The 20,707-nt window shown below is 64.2% G+C and carries 16 protein-coding genes; 6 read left to right on the top strand and 10 right to left on the bottom strand.

Going from position 1 to position 20,707, the window contains the following annotated elements; genetic code table 11:
• Positions 1–161: 161 nt before the first annotated feature.
• A complete protein-coding gene (locus ACXJMY_RS11715) occupies positions 162–1,712 on the top strand; it encodes an acyl-CoA synthetase (RefSeq protein ID WP_456619483.1) in 1,551 nt (516 codons plus the stop codon).
• An 87-nt stretch (positions 1,713–1,799) separates the two neighbouring features.
• Positions 1,800–3,023, top strand: coding sequence for an ABC transporter substrate-binding protein (locus tag ACXJMY_RS11710; RefSeq protein ID WP_456619482.1), 1,224 nt, complete (start codon positions 1,800–1,802; stop codon positions 3,021–3,023).
• Positions 3,024–3,102: 79 nt separating this feature from the next.
• On the opposite strand, the gene ACXJMY_RS11705 is transcribed toward ACXJMY_RS11710, so the two are convergent.
• On the bottom strand, positions 3,103–3,873 hold the full coding sequence (locus ACXJMY_RS11705; protein ID WP_456619481.1) for a helix-turn-helix transcriptional regulator: 771 nt from the start codon (positions 3,871–3,873) through the stop codon (positions 3,103–3,105).
• A gap of 183 nt (positions 3,874–4,056) precedes the next feature.
• On the opposite strand from ACXJMY_RS11705, the gene ACXJMY_RS11700 reads away from it, so the two are divergent.
• From ACXJMY_RS11700 to ACXJMY_RS11685, 4 genes are all read left to right on the top strand, one after another.
• Entirely contained in the window at positions 4,057–6,321 is a 2,265-nt protein-coding gene (locus ACXJMY_RS11700) for a marine proteobacterial sortase target protein (protein ID WP_456619480.1), read from the top strand.
• 196 nt (positions 6,322–6,517) lie between these two features.
• On the top strand, positions 6,518–7,087 hold the full coding sequence (locus tag ACXJMY_RS11695; RefSeq protein ID WP_456619479.1) for a class GN sortase: 570 nt from the start codon (positions 6,518–6,520) through the stop codon (positions 7,085–7,087).
• Between the two features lie 114 nt (positions 7,088–7,201).
• The gene (locus ACXJMY_RS11690) at positions 7,202–9,421 is read left to right on the top strand and encodes an acetate--CoA ligase family protein (protein ID WP_456619478.1); all 2,220 of its coding nucleotides are present in this window, start codon (positions 7,202–7,204) and stop codon (positions 9,419–9,421) included.
• A gap of 179 nt (positions 9,422–9,600) precedes the next feature.
• Positions 9,601–10,422, top strand: a complete 822-nt coding sequence (locus ACXJMY_RS11685) for an MlaD family protein (RefSeq protein ID WP_456619477.1) — start codon at positions 9,601–9,603, stop codon at positions 10,420–10,422.
• Between the two features lie 3 nt (positions 10,423–10,425).
• Here the strand turns inward: ACXJMY_RS11685 and ACXJMY_RS11680 are convergent, their stop codons facing one another.
• The 9 genes from ACXJMY_RS11680 to ACXJMY_RS11640 form a co-directional block, all read right to left on the bottom strand.
• A complete protein-coding gene (locus ACXJMY_RS11680) occupies positions 10,426–13,512 on the bottom strand; it encodes an autotransporter outer membrane beta-barrel domain-containing protein (RefSeq protein WP_456619476.1) in 3,087 nt (1,028 codons plus the stop codon).
• 239 nt (positions 13,513–13,751) lie between these two features.
• Positions 13,752–14,792, bottom strand: a complete 1,041-nt coding sequence (locus tag ACXJMY_RS11675) for an aliphatic amidase (protein WP_456619475.1) — start codon at positions 14,790–14,792, stop codon at positions 13,752–13,754.
• Between the two features lie 45 nt (positions 14,793–14,837).
• On the bottom strand, positions 14,838–15,215 hold the full coding sequence (locus ACXJMY_RS11670) for an FmdB family zinc ribbon protein (RefSeq protein ID WP_456619474.1): 378 nt from the start codon (positions 15,213–15,215) through the stop codon (positions 14,838–14,840).
• Between the two features lie 93 nt (positions 15,216–15,308).
• A complete protein-coding gene (gene fmdA, locus ACXJMY_RS11665) occupies positions 15,309–16,538 on the bottom strand; it encodes a formamidase (protein WP_027542198.1) in 1,230 nt (409 codons plus the stop codon).
• A gap of 27 nt (positions 16,539–16,565) precedes the next feature.
• Positions 16,566–17,255 (bottom strand): urea ABC transporter ATP-binding subunit UrtE, encoded by a 690-nt coding sequence (urtE, locus tag ACXJMY_RS11660; RefSeq protein WP_456619473.1) that lies wholly within the window; start codon positions 17,253–17,255, stop codon positions 16,566–16,568.
• 10 nt (positions 17,256–17,265) lie between these two features.
• Positions 17,266–18,021, bottom strand: coding sequence for an urea ABC transporter ATP-binding protein UrtD (gene urtD, locus ACXJMY_RS11655; RefSeq protein ID WP_456619472.1), 756 nt, complete (start codon positions 18,019–18,021; stop codon positions 17,266–17,268).
• Between the two features lie 64 nt (positions 18,022–18,085).
• A complete protein-coding gene (urtC, locus tag ACXJMY_RS11650; RefSeq protein ID WP_456619471.1) occupies positions 18,086–19,228 on the bottom strand; it encodes an urea ABC transporter permease subunit UrtC in 1,143 nt (380 codons plus the stop codon).
• A gap of 19 nt (positions 19,229–19,247) precedes the next feature.
• Positions 19,248–20,174, bottom strand: coding sequence for an urea ABC transporter permease subunit UrtB (urtB, locus tag ACXJMY_RS11645; RefSeq protein WP_456619470.1), 927 nt, complete (start codon positions 20,172–20,174; stop codon positions 19,248–19,250).
• A gap of 146 nt (positions 20,175–20,320) precedes the next feature.
• Positions 20,321–20,707, bottom strand: a 387-nt coding sequence (locus ACXJMY_RS11640) for a transporter substrate-binding protein (protein WP_456619469.1), incomplete at its 5' end; no start/stop codon positions are given.

Raw genomic sequence — 20,707 nt, 5'->3', positions numbered from 1 at the left:
GCGCTAGCAACTCAACGCAAGACAGTTTCCGTCCCTCGCGGACCAACTCCAAGGCAAAAAAGACGTGCTGCACAAACTCCGGCGGGCCTTCACGGCCACGCCGGGCATGGTGCACGGCAATGAAGACGCAGGGCAGCGTAAGACCGCCGAGGGAGGAATTTTTGGCCGTTCGTTACTACGACTGGATCGCCCATCATGGCCGCCGCACGCCCGGCAAGGTCGCGGTCATCGATCTCGCGAGCGAGCGCCGCTTCAGCTATTCGCAGCTCGACGCGCGCGTCTCGCGCCTCGCTTCCTTCCTGCGTCATGCGCTCAATATCTCGCGCGGCGACCGCGTCGCGGTGCTGGCACTGAACACCACCGATACGCTGGAGGTGCAATTCGCCTGCGGCCGGCTCGGCGCCGTCTTCGTGCCGCTCAACACCCGCCTCACCGTTCCCGAGCTCCAGTTCATCACCGCTGATTGCGCGCCGAAGGTGATGATCCACGATACTGATCTGGCCGAGACCGCGCTGAGCGTTGCAAAACTCTGCAACGTCGCGACAAGCCTGCTGCTCGGCCCCGGCGGCACCTATGAGGCCGGCATCGCCGCCGCAAAGCCGCTCGACCGCGCCGAAGAAGTCACGCTCGATGACGTCTCGACCATCATGTACACCTCGGGTACCACGGGCCATCCGAAGGGCGCGACCATCACCCATGGCATGACCTTCTGGAATTGCGTCAATCTCGGCGGCCCGGCCTGCATTGGGCCATCCTCGGTGCTGCTCACCGTGTTGCCGCTGTTCCACACCGGCGGGCTGAATTGCTACACCAATCCGGTGCTGCACGCCGGCGGCACCGTGATGATCATGCGCGCCTTCGATCCCGGCACGGCGCTCGGCCTGATCAACGATCCCGCGCAGGGCATCAACGTGTTCTTCGGCGTGCCTGCGATCTACCAGTTCATGGCGCAGCATCCGGCGTTTGCGACGACCGATCTTACCCGGCTGATCGTCGGCGGTGTCGGCGGCGCGCCGATGCCGGTGCCGCTCCTGAAAGTCTGGGAGGCGCGCGGCGTCGCGCTCCAGCAGGGCTACGGCATGACCGAGACCTCGCCGGCCGTGCTGGTGCTCGATCGCGAGGATGCGGCGCGGAAAGCGGGCTCCGCCGGCAAGCCGGTACTGCACACGGAGGTGCGGATCGTGCGGCCGGACGGCAGCGATGCCGATATCGGCGAACTCGGCGAGCTCTGGGTCAAGGGGCCGAACATCACGCCGGGCTACTGGAATAGGCCGGAGGCGAACAAGACGTCCTTCACCGACGGCTGGCTGCACACGGGCGATGCGACGCGAATCGACGAGGAAGGCTTCTACTACATCGTCGACCGCTGGAAGGACATGTACATTTCCGGCGGCGAGAACGTCTATCCGGCCGAGGTCGAAAACGTCCTGCACCAGCTCACCGCGATCGCGGAAGCCGCCGTGATCGGCATTGCCGATCCGCAATGGGGCGAGGTGGGCCTCGCCATCGTCGCGGTCAAGCCGGGGGAGCGGCTGACCGAAGCCGATGTCTTGGCGCATTGCGCGGCCAATCTCGCGCGCTTCAAATGCCCGCGCCAGATCCGATTCGTCGATGCGCTGCCGCGCAATGCCACCGGCAAGATCCACAAGCCGACCTTGCGCAAGGAATTTTCGGCAACGTCCGAAGTCGACAAGAAAGTCGCCGACGCCTGACCAGAGCGCCCCTCGCGGGCGCTTCTTCGTTTCTGACGTGCCTGCTCAAACCCAGAAGAAACCCCAAAGAAAACCCAAGGAATTTCCATGAAGAACAAGAAACTCTCCCTGCTTGCCGCAGCAACGGCGCTGACGCTGTTTGCGACCCCATCCGCGTATGCGCAGAAGGCGTACGACACCGGCGTCACCGACACCGAGATCAAGATCGGCAATGTCGAAGCCTATTCCGGTCCCGCTTCCGCCTACGGCATCATCGGCAAGACCGAGGAAGCCTATTTCAAGATGATCAACGACCAGGGCGGCATCAACGGCCGCAAGATCAACTGGATCTCCTACGATGACGGCTACTCGCCGCCGAAGACCGTGGAGCAGATCCGCAAGCTGATCGAGAGCGACGAGGTCTTCCTGGTCTTCAACGCGCTGGGCACGCCGACCCAGACCGCCGTGCAGAAGTATCACAATTCCAAGAAGGTGCCGCAGCTCTTCCTCGCCACCGGCGCCAGCAAGTGGAACGACTCGAAGGCCTTTCCCTGGACCATGGGCTTCCAGCCCAGCTACCGGGTCGAGGCACAGATCTTCGCAAAATACATTCTGAAGGAGAAGCCGGACGCGAAGGTTGCGATCTTCTATGCCAACGACGATTTCGGCAAGGACTACGTCGCCGGCATCAAGGACGTGTTCGGCGACAAGGCGTCGAAGCTGATCGTGGCCGAGGAGAGCTACGAGACGTCGGAGCCGTCGATCGACGCCCATATCGTCAAGCTCAAGGGCACCGGCGCCGACGTCTTCGTGAACATCGCAACGCCGAAATTCGCGGCACAGGCGATCAAGAAAATCGCCGAGCTCGAATGGAAGCCGATGCACCTGATGACGGACGTCTCGGTGTCCATCGGTGCGGTGATGAAGCCGGCCGGGCTCGATGCATCCGAAGGCGTGCTGTCGGCCGGCTATCTGAAGGATGCATCGGATCCGCAGTGGAAGGACGATGAGGGCATGAAGAAGTTCATGGTCTTCATCGACAAGTACATGCCCGGCGCGAACATTTCGGACGCCAATCTGGTGTACGCCTATGCCGCGGCCCAGACGATGGTGCAGGTGCTGAAGCAGGCGGGCGACAATCTGACCCGTGAGAACGTGATGAAGCAGGCCGCCAGCCTGAAAGACTTCGTCCCCGACACGCTGATCCCGGGGATCAAGATCAACACCTCCTCCACGGATTTCGCACCGATCGAGCAGCTCAAGATGTGGCGGTTCAAGAAGGGCCAGTGGGAGCTGTTCGGCGATATCATCAGCGCCGAAACGGGCGGCTAGTTCTCGGCGAACGGTCCGTGCATGGGAGATGGCGGCCGCGAGGCCGCCATCTCTTTATCGGCGGACCTCCGAGGTGAAGCTATGCCGGCAAGAACAGCGCGAACGGCTCTTCCACCGTGCGGCGCAGATGCGTTCGATACAAGGCGTAGTTGGCGTCATCGGGTGCGACCCGTCCCAGCGACGGCTTCGGGACGTTCCTGAGCGGCACATAGGCGATCGGCGCCGCGATCGGCGTCAGTTGCGAGCCGGGGCCGGCGCGAAGCGTCGAGATGATGCCGTACATCTCGCCGGCGACCGTCGGCCGCGACACCGTGATCACGCGATGCTGGCCGTGCTTGATGATGACGAGGTAGATGAAGCCGGACTGGTGGGGCACCGCCACTTCGCCGGTGTGCTCATAGGCGGCATCGGTCCGCTCGCCCTCGCGGAACACCAGCGACGGGACCTTCGGCTCCCAGACGATCTCGGTGCGATAGGCAAAGATCGCGTCCTTGGCGCCGAACGACGGTCGCAGCGTGATGTAGACATCCTCGAGCCAGGTCACCGCGCGATGCGCATAGGAGCCGAGGCTGTCTGGCGCGACATCGTTTGCGGCCGGAGGCGTCACCACGACGGTGCTCTTGCGCAGGGACACGCCCAGCGCCTGCTCCAGCCGGACCGTAGTTGCCAGCGTGAACGGGCGGCGTCCGCCGAGCACCTTCTCCAACGTCGACAGGCTGAGCTTGGCCTGCTCGGCCAGCGCCTGCCGCGAGATCCGGCGTCTGGCGAGCTCCTCGCGGATCATCTCCGCGATCTCGCGGCTTTGCTCGTCGGAGAGCTGATTGTCGGAGAGCTTGTCCTGCGTCTGCATCTTTAACCCTGCTCCAGGCGGCCACTCTAGCAGGGCGGACAAGTCAGCACAAAACCGCACATCGCCGCCCCGGCGGCGCCTCGCCCGGCCGGCCGCGGCGGAACATTACCGATCGTTCTGCTCGCGAAATCTGCCCTTCCGACGGATGCTGAAGGCAGCAAACATCCTTCGGGAGCAGGTCAAATGGACACCTACGACGCAGCCGGCAACGACGATCACCCGATGCTGGGCCGACTGATCAAGCTCGGACTGTTTCTTCTCGTGCAGGGCATCGCCGTGATGCTGGTCGCCTTCATGGCGCTGCTGGTGAGCTTCGAGCCGGGCTGGTCGGCGACGACCGAGCAGGCCAGCCTGCTCCAGCCCGGCGACGCCCGGTCCGGCACCCTCCTCCTGAAGGAGGACGGCGCCTACACCGAAGCCATCCGCCTCGGCATCGACGTCGACATCACGGTGTCCGGTCCGACGCTGCGCGCCCGCATCACGCAGATCTTCCGTAATCCGAGCAAGGACTGGGTCGAGGCGACCTATGTCTATCCGCTCGCCACCGACGGCGCCGTCGACACGCTGAAGATGGTGGTCGGCGACCGCGTCATCGTCGGCGACATCAAGGAGCGGCGAGAGGCGCGCGTCATTTACGAGCAGGCACGCCGCGCCGGCCAGAAGGCCGCGCTCACCGAGCAGGAGCGTCCCAACATCTTCACCAACGCGGTCGCCAATATCGGTCCCGGCGAAACCGTGCTGGTGCAGATCGAATACCAGGAGCCGGTGCATCAATCCGGCACTGAATATTCGCTGCGCGTCCCGCTGGTGGTCGCACCGCGCTACAATCCGGCGCCGATCGTGCAGAGCGTCGACTTCCGCAACGACGGCTCCGGCTGGGGCACCGCCACGTCCGATCCGGTGCCCGACCGCGATCGTATTTCCCCGACGGTGCTGGATCCCGCCAAGAATGCGCCCGTTAACCCGACCAGCATCACGGTGCGTCTGAAGGCCGGCTTTGCGCTCGGCGAGGTCAAGAGCCACCATCATAACGTCAAGACCGAGAGCCCGGACAACGCGACGCGCATCGTCACGCTCGCCGACGGCGCGGTGCCCGCCGACCGCGATTTCGAACTGACGTGGAAGCCGGCGGCCCAGAACGCACCATCGGTCGGCCTGTTCCGCGAGCATGTCGGCGATGCCGATTACCTGCTCGCCTTTGTCACGCCGCCGAGCGCCGAGCAGGCGACGCAGAAGCCGCTGCCGCGCGAGGTCGTGTTCGTGATCGACAATTCCGGCTCGATGGGCGGCACGTCGATCGTTCAGGCCAAGGCGAGCCTGCTTTACGCGCTCGGCCGCCTCCAGCCGAATGACCGCTTCAACGTCATCCGCTTCGACGACACCATGGACGTGCTGTTTCCCGCCTCCGTCCCGGCGGATGCCGCGCATGTCGGCGAGGCGACCTCGTTCGTCAGCGCCTTGCAGGCGCGCGGCGGCACCGAGATGGTGCCGGCGATGCGCGCCGCGCTGACCGACAAGCTCGGCGAGACCAGCATGGTTCGCCAGATCGTGTTCCTGACCGACGGCGCGATCGGCAACGAACAGCAATTGTTCGAGACCATCACGTCGATGCGCGGCCGCTCGCGCGTGTTCATGGTCGGCATCGGGTCGGCACCCAACACCTATCTGATGACCCGCGCTTCCGAGCTCGGCCGCGGCGCCTTCACCCATATCGGCTCCGTCGAGCAGGTCGAGGAGCGCATGCGCGGCCTGTTCGCGAAGCTGGAAAATCCGGCGGTGACCGCCCTCAGCGCAAAGTTCTCGGAAGCCAAGGCCGACGTTACCCCGGCGATCATTCCCGACGTCTATCGCGACGAGCCGCTGGTTCTCGCCGCACGACTCGACAAGCTCGCGGGTTCGCTCGAGATCAAGGGACGGGTCGGCGACCGGCCGTGGTCGGTGACGCTGCCGCTGCAAAACGCCGCCGAGGGCAAGGGCCTGTCGAAGCTGTGGGCGAAGCGCAAGATCGGCGATGCGGAAGTCGCGCGCACCATGCGCGAGATGACACCGGAAGAGACCGACAAGACGATCCTGGCGCTGGCGCTCGACCATCAGATCGTCACGCGGCTGACCAGCCTCATCGCGGTCGACAAGACGCCGAGCCGTCCCGAAGGCGAACCGCTCAAGCTCAGCGAACTGCCGATCAACCTGCCGGCCGGTTGGGATTTCGAGAAGGTGTTTGGCGAACGACCGCAGCAGGCCCCCGGGCAATTGCGTGAGCGCCACGCCGATGCACGCGGCCAGCCGGCCACGAGGCGGCCGACACCTGCCGCGCCCGACGCGATCCGCCTGCCAAAGACTGCAACCTCGGCCGAGCTGAAGATGATCGGAGGCCTGATCCTGATCGTGCTCGCCCTGATCCTGTTCGTATTCAACCGGCGTCGGCCCTTGCTCACTGACGCCGTTTGAGAGAGGAGCCCCCCGAACTCCTCTGTTAGCGCGCGCGGCTGCCCGTCCCCTTAACGGCCGCGCGCGCCTTTTTATTGGAATGTCATTCCGGGGCGATGCGAAGCATCGAACTATGGTGCGCAATTGCGCACCTGAGAATCTCGAGGTTCCGGGTTCGCCCTTCGGGCGCCCCGGAACGACAACATCCGAGAGACACATGCCCCGCCTCATCTCTCCCCTGGCCCTGGCGCTGATCGGCCTCATCCTGTTCGGCGACGGCGCCTACATCCATGCAAAAGCCTGGCTCGCGCAGGTGCTGCTGGAGCGCGCGTTCGACCGAAGCGTCGCGACGGGCCAGACGGTCAAGCCGTGGTCATGGGCCGACACCTGGCCGGTCGCCCGGATCGAGGTGAAGCGGATCGGCGCCAGCGCGATCGTGCTGGACGGCACCAGCGGCCAGGCGCTCGCTTTCGGACCCGGCCATATTGAGCGGACAGTCGATGCCGGCGAACGCGGCGTTGCGGTCTATGCCGCACATCGCGATACACATTTCCGGTTCTTGCGGAATGTTGCGATCGGAGACGTGATCGAGATCACCCGCCGCGACGGCAGGCATTTCCGCTATCGCGTGGATTCGTCGGCCGTTGTCCGTTTCGACGCATCGGGCATCGATCCCGCGACACAGGATGTCGAGCTCGTGCTCGCCACCTGCTGGCCGTTCGACGCCGTTACGTCCGGTCCCGAACGTTATGTCCTGCATGGCGTCCTGATTGGAGCGAATGAATAGCAGCGATGCATCGCTCATTCCATCACACGGCATACCATGTGGTTGCTACCGCGAAGAACTCGCCATAGAACTGAGTGACGCGCCACCAAGAAGAACAACAGGTGAGGTCACGCCATGGAAGCTCGCGTATCTGCTGCATCCTCCTCTCCGCGCCCATGGTCTCCGCCGCTCGACGCCAGCGACATCGTCAAGGGCATTCACGCCATGCTGCACCCGCACAACATCGTGCTGGTGGGCGCGACCGACAAGCCCGGCAACTATGCCGAGCGGATCTGGAACAATCTGGTCAAATATGGCTTCGAGGGCGGGCTCTATCCGGTCAATGCCAAGCGCGAAACCATCTGGGGCGTCCCTTGCTACAAGGATTTCGCGAGCCTGCCCGAAAAGCCCGATCACGTGCTGGTGCTGGTGCCCGCGCGCTTTGCGGTGCAGGTGATCCGCGACGCCGCCGCGGCCGGCGCGCGTTCGGCCACCATCGTCACCTCGGGCTTCAGCGAGTTGCAGGATGAGGACAGCCAGAAGCTCGCCGCCGAACTGCAACAGGCGGTGCGCGACACCGGCCTCGCCGTCACCGGCCCGAACTGCCTCGGCAACTTAAGCGCGGGCGAAAAGCTCTTCACCAATATCGACGACCGCATCGTCACCATGGAGCAGGGCGCCGTGGCGATCGCCGGACAGTCCGGCGCCATCGTCATGGCGATCCGCCAGGCGCTGGAGGATCGCGGCGTCGGCGTCGGCTACATGGTGACGACCGGCAACGAGACCGGACTCGAGACGCCGGACCTGATGCGCTATTTCGCCGAGGATCCGAGCATCAAGGTGATCGTGGTTTATCTCGAAGGCGTGCGCAACACCAAGGCATTCCGTGACGCCTGCAAGGCCGCGCGTGCCGCGAGCAAGCCCGTGATCGCGCTCAAGCTCGGCTCATCCGAGGGCGGCCGCGCCGCGGCGATGGCGCATACCGGCGCGCTCGCCGGCTCGATCGAGACGTTCGACGCCATCGCGACCCGCGAGGGCGTGATCCGCGTGCGCGGGCTCGACGAGCTGATCGAGACCACCGAATGCTTCGTCCACGCCGCGGTGCCGAAAGGCGACAAGCTCGCCGCGGTCACGCTGTCCGGCGGCAAGCGCGGCATGCTGATCGACGCGTTCTACGCCGAGGGCTTGAACTTCGCGCCGCTCAGCCCGCATGTCAGCTCGGAGCTGGCGAAAATGCTCGGGCCCGGATCGATCGTCGGCAATCCGCTCGACGCCGGCTTTGCCGCGGTGGTCGATCCCTCCGTCTACATGAAGTCGATCAAGCTGATGATCGACGACCCCGATATCGACATCGTCATCGTCGATGCCGAGCTGCCGAAGGCGCCGCACGAGCTGCGCGAGCGTAACCTGCGCATCGTCGACGAGATGGCGAGCCGGGCCTCAAAGCCCGTGATCTACATCAGCGCGATGTCGATCGGCTTTACGGATTTCACCAAGGGCTTGCGCAAATCGCTGCCGCATCTGGCGGTGATGCAGGGCATGGACCGCGCGGTCACCGCGATCAAGTCCCTGCTCGACTATGCGAAATTGCGCAAGGAGGTGCCGGACATCGCCTCGGGCTCGAAGCCCGCCGCGCGCGCCGTGCTGGAGAAGACGCTGAAATCCGCGACCGGTGCCGCGCTCGACGAGGTGGCCTCGAAGACGCTTTTGAAGGCCTACGGCATCCCGGTCTCGAAGGAAGCGATCGCACAGACGGCCGCGCAGGCCGCTGAGATCGCCAGGCAGATCGGCTTTCCGGTGGTGGCAAAGGTCGTCAGCGCCGAGATCCTGCACAAGTCCGACATTGGCGGCGTGGTGTTGAACCTCAACAGCGCGGCCGAGGTGAAGAAGGCGTTCGCCGACATCACCGCGCGGGTGAAGAAGCTGAAGGGCAAGCCGAGGCTCGACGGCATCCTGATCGCGCAGCAGGTCAAGGCCGACCTCGAACTCGTGGTCGGCGCCTCGCTCGATGCCGAGATGGGTCCGGTCGTGCTGTTCGGCACCGGCGGCATCGACATCGAGCTGATGAAGGACGTGGCGCTTGCCGGCGCGCCGCTGGACGAGGCCGAGGCGCGGCTTTTGATCGGCCGCACCAAGGCCGGCGTCAAGATAGCCGGCTATCGCGGCAAGCCGGCGTTGCATGAGGCCTCCGCCGTGAAGGCGCTGGTCGGCCTGTCCAACCTGATCGCGGATGCCGGCGACCGGATCGCGTCGATCGACGTCAATCCGTTCCTGATCAACACCAGGACAGGCGTCGCCGTCGATGCTCTCATCGTGCTGAACAACGCCGCGGCGAAACACGCCGCCGGGCATTGAGTCCGTAGGGCGGATTAGCGCCAGCGTAATCCGCCAATTTGCACGGCGCATGCGGCAAGCAATGGCGGGTTACGCGGAGCCTGTCATCGGGCCGCGCATGGCGCGGAGGTGGCTAACCCGCCCTACTTAACATGACGGCCTCCTTCCAACTTCCCCGCTTTGGCCGTAGACTCAGCCTTATGGCACGCGCGAGCGATCTGGTGATCGGAACGGCGACGCTGGCGGTGATCGCCGTGGCGTTCGGCGGCCTGCTCGGCGTGCAGAAATGGCGCAGCATCCAGAGCCGCAGCCAGCTGCGCGTCGTCTTCGAAGGCGGTTCGGCCAGTGGCCTGCGCCGCGGCGGACCGGTCAATTTCGACGGCGTGCCGGCGGGCCAGATCCTGTCGATCAAGCTCGACAATCCCCGCAAGGTCGTGGCGCTCGTGATGCTCGACAACGCCGCGCCGATCCGCAAGGACACCGTGGCCGGCATCGAGTTCCAGGGGCTCACCGGCGTCGCCGCGGTCTCGCTGATCGGTGGCGCGCCCTCCGCCCCGCCGGTGCCGCTGGATGTGGACGGCATTCCGGTGCTGACCGCCGATCTGAGCGATGCCGAATCCATCGTCGACACCCTGCACAATGTCGACCGCACGATCGTCAGCAACGCACCCGCGATTCGGGACGGCCTGCGCACGTTCGAAAACTACACCGCCGACCTCAGGAGCAAGGGCGCCGAGATCGATACCGTCATGGCCAAGGTCGACACCGCCTTCGCTGGCTTCGACAAGGCGGTCACGAAGATCGAAGGCGTGGTGCCCGGCTTCGTCAACGGCAAGGCCGACGAGCTGTTCGCGAAGGTGCAGGGACTGCGCGAGCTCGCCGACACCATGAAGAAGAAATCGGCGAGCTTCCTCGAGGACGGCCGCAAGACCCTGCTCGACATCAGCGAGGCCGCCAACAAGATGAGCGGAACTCCCGTAGCTCCGCGCCCGCCGCGCAAGCCAACGCAGAAGAAGCAGTAAAGCCTACCACGCGTAGCGCACGAGGCCCTTGCCGGCGTAGGAACGGGTGACGTTCGAGAACTCGCCTTCGAAGGTCAGTGCGGCGGACCAGCCGTTCATCCAGTTCATTTGCACCGACGCCGTGGTCAGCGCGGAATCGCGCGCCTGTGCGGCGCCGTTCACGACGAACGCCGAGCCCGGCAACGTCTGGAAGACCGCACCGACGCTGCGGTCCGGATTGAAATCATGCGCCCAGGCGGCGCGGCCGCGCAGGGTCATCAGGCCTCCGGCCGCGGCGAAAGACCTGTCGGCGCGAAAGCCGAGCTCGGTGCGGGTGCTGGTCACGTCCTTGGCGGCATAATTGAGCGCGAAGGTGTTGTTGCCGACGACGGCGAACTCCGAATAGCTCGGCAGGCTGAACATGGTGGCCTGGAGCGCGGCATAGGGCGTGAGGCCGATCCACGGCGTCGCGTGACGATAACCGCCCTCGATCCGGCCTGAGACCGCGTTGGCGTTGAACTGCGCGCGCAACTGGTCGACGCCGGCAGCAGTGACGATGCGATTTGTCGTGACGTCCTGCCAGCCATAGGCGAGCGCAGCGGTGATATAGGCCGGCCCCGCCGTGTGACGCACGAAGGCGCCGGCCTGGAACAGGTCGGAGCGGCCCCAGCCGAGCCCGTTGACGTTGAATCCGGTGCCGCCGCCGGCCAACGCAAAGCCTGCGATCGTCGACGGCGAGAAGCGGTAGTCGAGGCCGACCGCCGTACCGTAGACGTTGCTGCTGGTGGTGTTGGAGCCAAGGCCAGCATTGCCGTCGGTGGTCTGCGAGCCACCGTAGCCGGCCGCCCACACGTCCCAGCGCTGCTCGAAACTCGCGGGCGGCGCCTTGCGGGAGATCGAGGCGAAGGCGTCGCGCGTGGTCCTGTCACGCGCGCTCTTGCCAGCCGCAGCATAGGCGCTCGCGTCGTCCACATACGGCGTCGCGCCGGGTGCACCGCTGCGCCCCGAGCCGAACACGTCGGTCAGCAGATTGATGAACATGTTCATCGCCTCGAACGTCGTCTGCTGAGAACCCGTCGCCGATTCGCCGGAAGCCTGCGTCAGACCGACCGGCGAGAGATTGGCGAGCGCCACGGGAAGGCTACCGGTGCTGTTGAAATAATTCGTCAGCACGTTGGCGACGTTCTGCTGGTTGATGTTGAGACCGCCGCTATAGCCCAGCGCGAGGTCGAGGTAGACGTTGTGGAGATCGTAGCTGAGCGTCGCGTGCAGGTTCGACGACAGACCCGCAACGACCGGATTGAACGCATCGGGAAGCGTGCCTGCGTTCAGGATCGTGTAGTGCTTTGCAATCGAGCCGGTCGGAACGACCACAACCGTGGCAGCACCGAGCGTCGCCGTTCCGGTCACGACCGCAAGGCCGCTGCTGGCGCCCGAGACTTGCACCATGTAGCTCGACGCCGTCGTGAACGTGAGGTCGCCCGCGACATTCAGCGTCCCGGTCGGATTGCCCGGCGCCAGCGTGCCGCCGTTGACGGAGACGTTGCCGACCGTGCCGACACCGCCGAACGTACCGCCCGCGGCAACGGTCACATTGCCGTTGATGGTGCCGGCGAGCAGGAGCGTGCCGCCGAGCACGTTCCAGTCCTGATTTCCGGTGCCCGTCACCGTCCAGATCGAGCTGCCGACCTTGTTGAAGGTCGTGAACCCGTCATATTGGAGCAAGGGACCGATCAGGCTGAGATCGAATGTGTCCTTGCCCGTACCGCCGAGCTGGAATGTATCGGTGCCTGCACCAAGCACGAGGCCGTTGATGATGCTGCCGGGCCCGAGCGTCAGCGTGTTCGGGCCGCAGTTGCAGAACTCGATCGCGGCGAGGCCGGTCGCGGCGTTGATGGTTCCCGAGTTGAACACGCTGCCGCCGCCATCCACGCTGATGCCGACACCGTTGGCCCCGACGGTGATGGTGCCGGTATTGACGACCTGATTGGTGGTCGAGGACGTGAACACGGAGATACCGATGCCTGAGGCGCCGACGGAGATCGTGCCGCCGTTGGTGATGACGTTGTCGTCGCCGAACACCGCAATGCCCGAGGTGAAATCGCCAGCCGTGATCCGGCCGTTGTTGGTGATCGTGGAGGACGAGCCGGAAAAACCAATGCCGAAACTTCCCCCCAGACCGACGTCGATCGTTCCGTTCTGGGTGATGACGGCCCGATCACCTTGCACTGAAATGCCCGCCGCCCCGCTGTCGCCGACCGTGATCGAACCGCCATTGGTCACCCTGGCGTCGTCGCCCGTGACGGCAATGCCGACGCCGACGTCGGTTGCCTTGATGTCGCCGAAATTGTTCGCGGTTTGAAAGGCACCTTGCATGAAGATGCCGGCGGCATTCTGCCCGACCGAGATCCTGCCGGTGGCCGTGTTGGTGACCGTGTTGTTGTCACTGATCGCGATAATGCCGCCGGAGAAGCCCGTGGAATCGCCAACCGTGATCGCGCCTGCATTGGTCACGGTCGCGCCGCCGAACGACGCGTAGATTCCGATCGCATCATCGAGGCCGGTGATCGTGCCCGTCACGGCATTGGTGATCGTGTTGTTCTGGACCGCGAAGATGCCCGCGCCCTGCGCGCCGACCGACAGCGCACCGCTGTTGGTGACGGTGTTGTTATCGCCGACCCGGATCGCGGCGCCGCCGTCCCCGGCGGTGATCGTCCCGGCATTGGCGATGATGTTGTGATCGAGCCCGAAGATGCCGAAGCCATTGCCGAGCACCGTGATGGTGCCGTTGTTGGTCACGGTATTCGAGTTGCCGACGCCGATGCCGATCAGGCCCGAGGCTGCCGACAGCGTTCCGTTGTTGGTGACGGTGCTGGAATCGTTGACGCCGATCGAGACCGTGCCGTTGTCGTTCACGGTCGCGCCCGACAGCACGTTGACGGTGAGGCTGTCGACGCCGGCGCCGGCCTGGAATCCGTTGGCATCGTCGCTACAGGTGACGGTCTGGCCGCTCGCGGCAGGATCGGGGACGCACTGCGCGCTGGCCGATGTCGTCGCAAGGCCAAGGCCGAACACAATCGTCAGGATTGCCGACGCGCCGACGGACGGCACGGCGCCGCCCCGGCGCAGGCGACCCTGCCGCCTCCATAGCCCCTCGCCCCTCACGTCACACGATCCCCATTCCCGCAGTCCGCCGGGAACTTAGGCCATGAGGATGCCCCGTAAAACTACGCTCCGCCGGAATGTGTCTCTTTGGCGCACAACCAAAGCAGAATCCCGCGGCCATGTTGCAACCGGGCCACGGTTTCCAAGTGCAAAACTCCCATTTTGCGCATGATGCGGCTCACGCCTCAGTAATTGGTGGCGGCCGCCTCGTTCGGGATACCGTCGATCGGGCACTCGTCAGTCCCCGGGGTCGAGCGGGTCATCGCCTCGACCATGTCCCGCGTGCCTTCGGGATCGGCGATCCAGTTCTTGTAGAAATCATACGGGCAAGCCGCGACGCCGCGCGGGCTTTCGCCGGAATTGATCATGCCGGTATAGCCGCGGTGGACCAGCTTGTAGAGGTGGTTCTGCGACTGACCGTTGCGGCGCGCATCGCGGATCAGATGTTTCGAGAGCTGCGCGTACTGGATGCCGTAGTCCTCCTCGCCGCACTCACCGAGGGTGCGGCCGTCGAAGCCGATGATCGCGGAGTGGCCGAAATAGGAATAGACCCCGTCAAAGCCGGCGGCGTTGGCGACCGCGACATAGACATTGTTGGCCCAGGCCATGGCCTTGGAGATCAGGATCTGCTGTTCCTTGGCCGGATACATGTAGCCCTGGCAACGCACGATCAGCTCGGCGCCCTTCATGGCGCAGTCGCGCCAGATCTCCGGAAAATTGCCATCGTCGCAGATGATCAGGCTGACCTTCATCCCCTTCGGGCCGTCGGAGACGTAGGTGCAGTTGCCGGGATACCAGCCCTCGATCGGCACCCATGGCATGATCTTGCGGTACTTCTGCACGATCTCACCCTTGTCGTTCATCAGGATCAGGGTGTTGTAGGGCGCCTTGTGCGGATGCTCCTCGTGGCGCTCGCCGGTCAGCGAGAACACGCCCCACACTTTCGCCTTGCGGCAGGCCTCGGCGAAGATCGCGGTCTCTTCACCGGGCACGGCGGATGCGGTCTCGTACATCTCCTTGGAGTCGTACATGATCCCTTGCGTGGAATATTCCGGGAAGATCACGAGGTCCATGCCGGGCAGACCGGCCTTCATGCCCACCAGCATATCGGCGATCTTGCGGGCGTTGTCGAGCACCTCGGCCTTGGTGTGCAGTCGGGGCATCTTGTAGTTCACCACTGCAACGCCGACGGTGTCGTTGCTGCTGGAAATATCGCCGTGAAGCATGTCGAGCGCTCCTGTATTTTATTCGCTTGATGTTGGCGCGTGGCGTTAATGGCTGATCATCCAGGGCCGCGCGGTCGGGAAACCCTTGGCGCCGCTTTTGGTCTTGGTCATCAGCCGCGCGGGCTTCTTCCTGTCCGACGAGTTTTTGTCCTTGACGGTCTTGCCCGACGAGCAGCAGCCGCAGCCGGGGCCGTGCGAGGCCTTGTATTGCGCGAGCGTCTGCGGCGCGTGCGAGCTGCGTTCGTTGACGGCGTGCGCCTTGCGCGTCTCCGACGGCATGCAGAAGAAGTTCGGCGCGGTCAGGATCACCCGCGGCGCCATCGTCTCGCAGTGCGGACAGCTTTGCGGATCGTCGCATTCCGCCATCGGGCGCAGATCCTTGAACGGTCCGCAATCGTCACAGAGATATTCATAGACCGGCATCGCATTATCCCTACGCTGTTGCCTGTTTCGAGAGATCCCGCGGCGGATGCGGGGCGGCAGTGAGACGCCGTCCCGCACCCCGTCGCGCAGGGATTACTTGTCCGGCGAGATCGGCATCTGGATATCGCCGGTGATGTGCTTGATCGGACCTGCCGCCGACGGCATCACGTCGAAGTCGAAGATCTCCGTCGGCAGCCACAGCGTGGCGCAGGCGTTGGGCACGTCGACCACGCCGGAGATGTGGCCCTGGCACGGCGCGGTGCCGAGGATCGAATAGGCCTGGGCGCCGGAGTAGCCGAACTTCTTCAGATACTCGATCGCGTTCAGGCAGGCCTGGCGATAGGCGATGTGGACGTCGAGATAATGCTGCTTGCCGGCTTCGTCGACCGAGATGCCTTCGAAGATCAGGTAGTCCTTGTAGTTCGGCGTGATCGGCGACGGCTTGAAGATCGGGTTCTTGATGCCGTACTTCGCCATGCCGTCCTTGATCACCTCGACCTTCAGATGCAGCCAGCCGGCCATCTCGATGGCGCCGCAGAAGGTGATCTCACCATCGCCCTGGCTGAAGTGCAGATCGCCCATCGAGAGACCGGCGCCGGGGACATAGACCGGGAAGTAGATCTTCGAGCCGCGCGACAGGTCCTTGATGTCGCAATTGCCGCCGTGCTCGCGCGGCGGAACCGTACGCGCGCCTTCGGCGCCGATCTTGGCCTTGACGTCGCCCTTGGCGCGGCCGCCATGCGCGGTCGGCGCGAATGGCGGGTTGGCAAGGCCGGGCACGCGGGTCGGATTGGTCGAGATCAGCTCGGCCTCGCGCTTGTTCCACATGTCCAGCATCTTCGGATCGGGCAGACAGCCGATCAGGCCGGGATGAATGAGGCCCGCGAAGTTGACGCCGGGGACGTGGCGCGACGAGGTATAGAGGCCCTTGATGTCCCAGATCGATTTCTGCGCCAGCGGGAAGTGGTCGGTCAGGAAGCCGCCGCCGTTCTGCTTGGAGAAGAAGCCGTTGAAGCCCCACAGGCTCTCCTTCATCGGGCCGACGTCGAGCAGGTCGACCACCAGGAGATCGCCGGGCTCGGCGCCCTTGACGCCGATCGGGCCAGACAGGAAGTGCACGATCGACAAATCGATGTCGCGCACGTCATCGGCGGAATCGTTGTTCTTGATGAAGCCGCCGGTCCAGTCATAGGTCTCGATGATGAAGTCGTCGCCGGGATTGACCCAGGCCACGATCGGGATGTCGGGGTGCCAGCGGTTGTGCACCATGTCATTTTCGTAAGCCGACTTGGTGAGATCGACCTTGATCAGTGTCTCTGGCATCGAGATGCTCCCCTTTTACACGGTTGGTTAGACGGACAGATATTTCGAGACCTGCGCGGCATCGACGCTGTCGCGCGGATCGTCGCGGACGATCTCGCCGTTCTCGATCACCAGCACGCGGTCGGCGATATCGAGCGCGAAGCTCAGGACCTGCTCGGACACGACGATCGACAGGCCTTTCTCGTCGCGGATGCGCTTCAGGGTGCGCGCCATGTCCTTGATGATCGAGGGCTGGATACCCTCGGTCGGCTCGTCCAGCAGCAGCACCTTCGGCTTGGTCGCGAGCGCACGCGCGATCGCGAGCTGCTGCTGCTGGCCGCCGGACAGATTGCCGCCGCGGCGGCCCTTCATCTCCAGCAGCACCGGGAACAATTCGTAGATGTCGGCAGGCACCTCGGTCCCGCCGGAAACGACGAGGCCGGTCTCTATGTTCTCTTTCACCGTCATGGTCGAGAAGATCATGCGCCCCTGCGGCACATAGGCGAGGCCCTTGGCCACTCGCTCGTAGCTCGGCAGATTGCCGAGCTCGGCACCGTCCATGCTGACCGAGCCGCTCTTGGCGGGCAGGATGCCCATCAGCGACTTCATCAGCGTGGTCTTGCCCATGCCGTTGCGGCCCATGATCGCGACGATCTCGTTGCCCGCGACCTTGACGTTGAGCCCGTGCAGCACCTCGCTCTGGCCGTAGGCGACGTGAAGATCGGAAATTGCCAGCATCACACGCTCCTTAATGGCCGAGATACACTTCGATGACCTTGGGGTCGTTCTTCACCTTCTCCATGGTCCCTTCCGAGAGGATCTGGCCCTGGTGGAGCACGGTGACCTTGTGGGCGATGTCCTCGACGAACTTCATGTCGTGCTCGATCACCAGCACCGAACGGTTCTTGATGATGCGGTTGAGCAGCTCGGCGGTCTTGGCGCGCTCGGACACGCTCATGCCGGCGACGGGCTCATCCAGCATCAAGAGGTCCGGGTCCTGGATCAGCAGCATGCCGATCTCGAGCCATTGCTTCTGGCCGTGGCTGAGCAGATCGGCGTTCACGTTCAGCCGGTCCTTCAGGAAGATCATCTCGGCGACTTCGTGCACCCGGTCGCGCACGGCGGCGTCGCGGGTGAAGGTCAGCGCACCGAACACCGAGCGGCCGCGCGGATAGGAGATCTCCAGATTCTCGAACACCGTGAGATCGTCGTAGATCGACGGGTTCTGGAATTTGCGGCCGACACCGGTCTTGACGATCTCGTTTTCCCTCATCCGCGTCAGCTCCTTGCCGCGGAACTGGATCGAGCCGGACGTTGCTTTGGTCTTGCCGCAGATCAGGTCGAGCACGGTGGTCTTGCCGGCGCCGTTCGGACCGATGATGACGCGGATCTCGTTCTCGTCGACATAGAAGGAGAGATCGTTGACCGCCTTGAAGCCGTCGAACGACACCGTCAGCGCCTCGACCGCGAGCAGGAATTCCTTGGGCTGATGACCGACGAGCATGATCTATCTCCTCACTGCCAGCGTGGCATCGGCATCGGGGTGACCTAAGAGCATGATGATCTCCTCACTCCGCCGGGGCGCCGTCGGCGACCGAGCTGTCGGTCCAGCCGGCCGGTTTCGGCTTGCGTGACGCGATCAGGCGATCGATGCGCGGCTGCACATAGTCGCCCCAGATCCCGGCAAGACCGTTCGGGAAGGCCAGGACCACGGCGATGAACAATCCGCCGAGGCCGAACAGCCACAATTCGGGAAAGGTTTCCGACAGGCTGGTCTTGGCGAAATTGACCAGCAGCGTGCCGTAGATCGCGCCCAGGATCGACAACCGGCCGCCGACCGCGGTGTAGATCACCATTTCAATCGACGGCACGATGCCGACGAAGGACGGTGACATGAAGCCGACATTGAGCGCGAACATGGCGCCGCCGATCGCGGCGAACACGGCCGCGATGCAGAAGGCGAAGATCTTGAAATTCGCGACGCTGTAGCCGGAGAAGCGGACCCGGTCCTCCTTCTCGCGCATCGCGACCAGGATGCGCCCGAGCTTGGAGTGCCGGACGAACTGCGCGATCATGATGCAGGCGAACAGCAGACCAACCTCGAAGAAGTACAGCACGATCTTGGCGTGATCGGGCCGGATGTCCCACCCCTTCAGCGTCCGCAGATCGGTCATGCCGTTGATGCCACCGGTGTAACCCTGCTGTCCGACGATCAGGATGGTGAGGATGGCCGCGACCGCCTGGGTGATGATGGCGAAGTAGGTGCCGCCGACGCGGCGCTTGAACATTGCCGTGCCGATAATCCAGGCGAAGATGCCGGGCACCAGGATGATGGCGGCGATCGTGAAGGTGAGGCTGTTGAAGGGCTTCCAGAACAACGGCAGCGAGGTGATCTGATTCCAGTCCATGAAATCGGGAATGCCGGGGGTCGACTGGATCTTGGTGTTCTCCACGCTCGACGCCTCGAGCTTGAGGAACATCGCCATGCAGTAGCCGCCGAGCCCGAAGAACACGCCCTGGCCGAGACTGAGAATGCCGCCATAGCCCCAGCAGATCACCAGCCCCAGCGCGACGAAGGCATAGGTCAGGTATTTCGCGACCAGATTGAGCCTGAAGACATCGAGCGTGAGCGGAAGGATCACCACCAGGAAGACTGCGAGCAACAGAATTCCGATGAGCTCCGATCGATTGAAGAACCGATTGTCGGTCATTGCATCAGCCTTCCGTTTCTCACTTGCGGACCTTGAGGGCGAACAGCCCCTGCGGCCGCAGCATCAGGATTCCGACAACGGCGAGCAGCGTCAGCACCTTGGCCATCGAGCCCGACATGAAGAACTCGAGGGTGGATTGGGTCTGCGAGATCGAGAAGGCCGAGGCGATGGTGCCGAGCAGGCTCGCCGCGCCGCCGAACACGACCACCAGGAACGTGTCGACGATGTAGAGCTGTCCGGACGTGGGCCCGGTCGAGCCGATCATGGTGAAGGCGCTGCCGGCGATTCCCGCGATGCCGCAGCCGAGGCCGTAAGTATAGCGATCGACTTTTTCGGTGTTGATGCCGACGGCGCCGGCCATGATGCGGTTCTGCACCACCGCGCGCACCTGGCGGCCCCAGCGCGATTTGTACATCACATAGGCAACGGAGATGGTGATCAGCACGGTGAGGCACATCACGAAGACGCCGTTGATCGGCACTTCGATGCTGTCGGTGACGTGCAGCGACCCGAGCATCCACTGCGGCAGCTCGACGCCGACCTCGCGCGCGCCGAACACGGAACGATAGGCCTGCTGCAGCATCAGGCTCAGGCCCCAGGTGGCAAGCAGCGTGTCGAGCGGGCGCTTGTAGAGATGCCGTATCAGCACCCATTCCACCAGCATGCCCAGCGCGCCGGATGCAACAAAGGCCAGGATCATGGCGAGGAAGAAGTAACCGCTGAACAGGCTCGGCAAATAGGATTGGAAGACATTCGAGGTCATCCAGGTGACGTAGGCCCCGAGGATCATGAACTCGCCATGGGCCATGTTGATGACGCCCATCTGGCCGAAGATGATGGCAAGGCCGAGCGCCATCAGCACGTAGACCGAGAACAGGATCAGTCCTGCAAAACCCTGCATGACGAAGATGGAGCCAAGATCACCAAGCGAGTAGTCGCCGAACATCGATGTCCTCCGTCGGGGAAAGGGTCCCGCGTCGCGAGCAGGKTCGCGACGCGGGGGTCTTGGGCGCGGACTTGCGATCCACGCCAGGGAGCTGCTTGATCTTGAGAGAAAGCGCGACGAATGCCGCGGCTTACTGGTAGCGCTTCTTACTGGTAGCCCTTGGGGAACGGATCCGGCTCGACGAGATCGGCGGTCTCGTAGATCAGCTCGAACTGGCCATCGAGCTTGGCGCGCCCCACCCGGGTCTTCGACCAGAGGTGATGATTTTCGTGGATGCGCACATAGCCTTCCGGAGCGCCCTTGAACTCGACGCCCGGCGAAGCCGCCGCGATCTTGTCGACGTCGAAGGAGCCCGCCTTCTCCACCGTCAATTTCCACAGCCACGGGCCGAGATAGGCAGCCTGGGTGACGTCTCCGATCACGGTCTTCTCGCCCCACAGCTTCTTGAAGGCCGGGACGAAGGTCTTGTTGTTGGGRTTGTCSAGCGACTGGAAGTACTTCATGCAGGCATAGGCGCCCGCGATGTTCTCGCC

This window comes from Bradyrhizobium sp. P5_C12 (genome assembly GCF_054049735.1).
The sequence above is the reverse complement of the archived record's forward strand: the minus strand, read 5'-3'. Positions and strand labels throughout refer to the sequence as shown.